The organism is Micromonospora arborensis, from assembly GCF_003205615.1.
Taxonomy (GTDB): domain Bacteria; phylum Actinomycetota; class Actinomycetes; order Mycobacteriales; family Micromonosporaceae; genus Micromonospora; species Micromonospora arborensis.
Genome location: NZ_PYBV01000065.1, coordinates 1 through 2,710 on the forward strand (window position 1 = coordinate 1; position 2,710 = coordinate 2,710).

The 2,710-nt window shown below is 64.8% G+C and carries 3 protein-coding genes; all 3 read left to right on the forward strand.

The annotated features are described in order from the left end of the window. The first annotated feature begins 175 nt into the window (after positions 1-175). Complete coding sequence (locus C7C45_RS32425) at positions 176-613, forward strand: YbaB/EbfC family nucleoid-associated protein (RefSeq protein ID WP_110568667.1); 438 nt, start codon at positions 176-178, stop codon at positions 611-613. Beyond that, entirely contained in the window at positions 603-938 is a 336-nt protein-coding gene (locus tag C7C45_RS32430; protein ID WP_110568669.1) for a hypothetical protein, read from the forward strand. The genes C7C45_RS32425 and C7C45_RS32430 overlap by 11 nt, the downstream gene beginning before the upstream one ends. Before the next feature lie 68 nt (positions 939-1,006). Next, positions 1,007-2,710, forward strand: a 1,704-nt coding sequence (locus tag C7C45_RS34320; protein WP_482805348.1) for a WXG100-like domain-containing protein, incomplete at its 3' end; no start/stop codon positions are given.

Below are 2,710 nucleotides of genomic sequence, written 5' to 3' on the forward strand. Positions count from 1 at the left end.
GTGGGGTACGGATCCGAACGCCATGCCAGGGGTCATTGGCCGTGATGAGGTCCCGGACTCGGTGGGGGAGCGTACTCCCTGGTCGCCGAGCGGACCCGGCACGCCCGCGTCCCCGTTCGGCCCGGCCCGGGGAACCGGCCGGCAAACCAACCGCCAAAACTAGAAGGAGTTGAGAATGACAAGTCCGTTGCACGACAAGATCGAACAGGCGTATGCCGAGTTCGAGCAGAAGAAGTTGGCGATCGCCGAGGTCAAGCAGGAACTGTCGACGGCACAGACGACGGTGACCGCCAAGAACCGCGCGCTCACCGTCATAGTGGACGGTCGGGGCGACCTCGTGGAGGTCAAGTTCCCGACGAACTCGTACCGTACGATGGCGCCGGCCGAGCTGGGGAACCTCTTGGTGGAAACCCTCAAGACCGCCCGCGATCAGGCGAGGGGACAGGCGGCGAACGCCTACCAGAAGTTGCTGCCGCCCGGTCTGCCGATCAAAGATATGCTCAACGGCACAGTGAACTTTGACGAGATGATGCGAGAAGCGATGCGTTCGGTCAATGAGCCCTTCCCGGGGTCGAGGCGCGCTGCGGGGGAGGGGACGACCGATGGCCGCTGACCATCTCGCTGCTGACACGGACCTGATAAACAACGCGAAACTGATTCCGCCCTTCCGGCACATGACCGCAGTCAAGGATCAGTTCGAGAAGGTTGTTAGTCAGAACTCGCCGCCAGGAAAGGTTCGGAGCAAGGTCGACAAGCAGATCCATGATGGGCTCAACGTGCAGCTCCCTCTGGTTACTGACGTGATCGATGGCATCACGAAGCTTGCTCACGGTGACACCACCGCTGTTGGGTGGCTGCAAAAAATGCTCAACGACGTAGAGGTCGATAACGCCGACCTGGCAAACCCGAACTCCAATTCGGGCACGTCCAAGCACTGAAAGTATTGATCGGGTCACACCCTCGCCGTCGAGGGTGTGACCCGTCGTCTGGTTAGGGGTGTGTCGGGGTGGCTGATATTCAGATCTCGGATGATGGTGCCGAGTTTTTGAAGTGGTTCAGTGGTGAGGAGTTCCCCGGCACCCGGCCGAGTATGTTGCGGGCGTTGGCGGAGGCGCACGGTGATGCCGCGGATGGCATCGATCAGGTAATTCCGATTCTTATTACCGCGGTGAACAGCATCGCGGATGGTGTGGTGGGTGACTCCGAGCGGGCCTTCGTCGAGTTGATGAAGGACTATACCAAGGATGATGGTTATCTGGGTATCGCGTCGAAGTATATTCGACGGTTGGGTTTGCAGCTCGACGATACGGCGAACCAGGTTGATTATACGCAGGTGATGATCGTGTTGACGGTCATCCAGTTGATGGTCGAGTTCGCCATCGTGTTGGCGCTGTCGTGGCTGTTCCCTAATCTTATCCAGGACTTCGCGATGAGGCTGCTCGTGGAGCACCTGAGGATCGCGGCGTGGCTTGCGGAGATTATTTTCGCGGTGGCGATGGGTCAGGTTGTTGGTGTTGGTCTGCAGGTGTTGATGGAGGTGATCGCGCAGGCGTATATGCGGGGTCAGGGTCATCAGGTGGGGTGGAACCTCGACCGGATCGGTCAGGCGGCTGAGGTCGGCGCCTGGGTGGGCGCGATCGGTACGGTGTTGGGTGCCGCGGGCGGTGCGATCGGTACGCAGATCGCGCGGCGGATCAGGCCCCCTCGGGGGATAGCCAGTGGGGTGGACGCCGTGGACGGCCCGGGGCCTGGGCCTGGGCCTGGGCCTGGGCTGGGTGCGAAGCCGGGCTCGGGTGGTGCTGGTGGTGTGGGTGGAGCGGCTCCCGTCAAGCACACGCCGGGCACGTTCATCGGGGAGGTTGTCCAGGAGGGTGCTGTCGAGGTTGTCGGCGAGGGCACCTACAACCTGGTCAAGGGGGACCAGTGGCAGTGGAGCACCGCCCCGGTGACGTTCATCTCTGGTGCGCTGTCGGGCATCGCCACGGAGACCGGCGACATGGCGGGTCGGGGCCTGAACGCAAGATACGGTGGTCTGACCGGTAAAGGGCCTCGCCTGCTCGGGTTGGGTGAGCGGGATCAGTCGGGTGAGCCGGTGGAGTTGGGCCAGCTGAGCCCGACGACTCCGGCAGGTCAGCCAGGTCAGCCGGGTGGTCCGGGCGCCGGGGTGGGGCCGGTGGTGGGTGGCGTCGAGGACGGGCCGTCCGTTGTCGAGGTTCCCGCTGTGGGTGGTGTCGGGACGGGTGGACCTCCGGCTGGTGGTGTGGTCGCGGACCCGGGGCCTGCTCCTGGTGCTGCCCTGCCACGGACGGGCTCGGTAGCTGGTGGACCAGAGCCGTCCGATTCCGGCCGGCCGCCCGTTTCGTCGTCGGGTGCTTCGGTGCCGGGGCAGTGGGCCAGTGGTACGTCGGCGCAACCGTCGGCTGGTAGCCCGTTGTCGCCGGGCGGCGCGTCATGGACGGGCGGGCCGAATGTGGTTGACGACGTCGATGGCCCGCCGGGGTCGCCAGGGCTGCTGACCGGTCAGGGGAATGTGGTCGAGCCCGCTGCTCCGACCGCGGTCTCCGCGCCTGGTGGATCGGGCCTCGTCGGGGAGGTGGCTGGCCCGCTCACGTCGAATGCTCTGCCAGCGGTGACACCGACCGGTACTGGCCTCGGCGCCGGCCCCGGTTCCATTGGCGGTGGTGCCGCCGCGGCTGGTGGTGCGGTCACG